The organism is Pantoea sp. ME81 (assembly GCF_903970985.1).
Taxonomy (GTDB): Bacteria; Pseudomonadota; Gammaproteobacteria; order Enterobacterales; family Enterobacteriaceae; genus Pantoea; species Pantoea communis.
On the sequence record NZ_CAJCKS010000326.1, the window covers coordinates 1 to 2,010 of the forward strand.

Annotated in this window: 2 protein-coding genes and 1 pseudogene; all 3 read left to right on the plus strand. The window is 57.9% G+C overall.

Annotation, left to right across the window (positions count from 1 at the left end; genetic code table 11):
* Positions 1-969, plus strand: a 969-nt coding sequence (locus H7A81_RS26980; protein ID WP_182059306.1) for an AMP-binding protein, incomplete at its 5' end; no start/stop codon positions are given.
* A complete protein-coding gene (locus H7A81_RS26985) occupies positions 956-1,303 on the plus strand; it encodes a hydroxymyristoyl-ACP dehydratase (RefSeq protein WP_058959618.1) in 348 nt (115 codons plus the stop codon). The genes H7A81_RS26980 and H7A81_RS26985, both read left to right, overlap by 14 nt.
* Positions 1,297-1,878: pseudogene (locus H7A81_RS26990) on the plus strand (glycosyltransferase family 2 protein); the annotation flags it as partial. The gene H7A81_RS26985 and the pseudogene H7A81_RS26990, both read left to right, overlap by 7 nt.
* Between the last annotated feature and the right edge of the window lie 132 nt (positions 1,879-2,010).

Consider the following 2,010-nt stretch of genomic DNA (forward strand, 5'->3'; position numbering starts at 1 on the left):
ATCGCCGAAAATGCCGAACTGGTGCTGTTCACCTCCGGTTCCACCGGCACGCCGCGTCGCGTGGTGAAATCACTGCGTGCACTCGATCTTGAAGCGCAGTGGCTGGCAGCGTTATGGGCCGAGCGTCTGCAACAATGTCACGTGATTGCGTCAGTGAGCCATCAACATCTGTATGGCCTGACGTTTCGCATTGTGTTGCCGATGGCGCTGAGCTTGCCACTTGCCGCTCAGCAAATTTTTTACGGTGAACAGCTCGCCGATCAGCGTCGCGATCGTCGCTATGCCTTTATCAGTAGCCCGGCTTTTTTGCGTCGCCTGGATCCTGCCCTGGATGCACCATCATGTGCGCTGATTGTTTCGGCTGGCGGGGCTTTGCCCTGGGCTGATGCACAGCACGCTCAGCGCGCCTTTGAGTGTGCGGTGGATGAGATTTACGGCAGCACCGAAACCGGCGTGATCGGCTGGCGCTGTGCGCAGGAAGAAAACGCCCCGTGGCACTGTTTTCCTCAGGTCAGGCTGGAGCAGCAGGCATCTGCTGAATGGCGGGTGTTTTCGGCGTTGCTGGAAACCACTGAGGGTTGGCCGCTCGACGATCGGATTGTACAACAGCCCTCCGGCACGTTTCAGCTGGCGGGCCGTCAGGATCGGGTGGTGAAGATCGAAGATAAGCGCGTTTCACTCAGTGAGATCGAGCGAAGACTGCTGGCCTTACCCGGCGTAGAAGACGCGGCCGCTCTGGCGATTCAGCGTCACGGACGCCAGGCGATTGGCGTGGTGCTGGCTTTGCCGGACACGCTGGATGCCGCAACGCTGACCCAACGTAAGAAACAATGGAAAATCGCGCTGCAACCCTGGCTGGAGCCGGTTGCCATGCCGCGCTACTGGCGCGTGGTCAACGCGATTCCGGTTACGGCGCAAAGCAAACGCGCCTGGCCCCAAATTGAGGAACTGTTTGATGTTGCCGGTTGAACTCAACGCCCTGCAGCAGGGCGCAACACTGACGCTGCGCCTGCATGCTGCCGCGGATCTGTTTTGGTTCCGCGGCCACTTCCCGACCTTACCGATTTTACCCGGCGTGGCGCAGCTCGACTGGGCTTTACATTACGGCCTGTCACGCCTGGCCATCGGTAAACACTTCCGTTCAATTGAGAACATCAAGTTTCAGCAGCCGGTGCCGCCTGATGCGGAGCTAGAGTTGCAGCTGAGCTGGCAGGAAGACAAATCACTGCTGAGCTTCAGCTACAGCCTGATTTACGCGGACAGCACTGAGATTGCCAGCAGCGGGAAGATTCGCCTGTGCTGAATGCGCCTTTCAAACCCTGTGTTCTGATTCCCTGTTACAACCACGGCGCCATGCTGGCCTCGGTGCTGGCGCGGCTGGCTCCCTTTAATCTGCCGGTGATTATCGTCGATGACGGCAGTGATACGCAGACTCAGCAGCAGATCGCTGACCTTGAAGCCCCACAGCTGGATATCCTCACCCTACCGGTTAATCAGGGCAAAGGTGCGGCGGTGATCGCCGGGATGCGCCGAGCCGCCGCAGCAGGATACAGCCATGCGCTACAACTCGACGCGGATGGTCAGCATCAGGTGGAAGACACGCCGCGCATGCTGGCGGAAGCGGAAAACCATCCCGATTGCCTGATCTCCGGCCAGCCTGTTTACGATGATTCCATTCCGAAATCCCGCTTGTATGGCCGTTACATCACCCATTTTTGGGTGTGGATTGAAACGCTCTCCTTCTCGCTAAAAGACAGCATGTGCGGTTTCCGCGTCTACCCGCTGCAACCTTCATTGGCACTCTGCGATCGCCACCCGATTGGCCAGCGCATGGATTTCGACACCGAAATCATGGTGCGACTCTACTGGCAGGGCACGTCTCATGTAGTGAAAGTGTGTAAGTCATGTGTTAGATTTATATAGACCGGACTAGCGTCGCGTAGTGAACGAGTAGTCATATCCGTGTATCTAGCATACGAAATCTGGCATAACGGACTGTGCGCTCGCCCA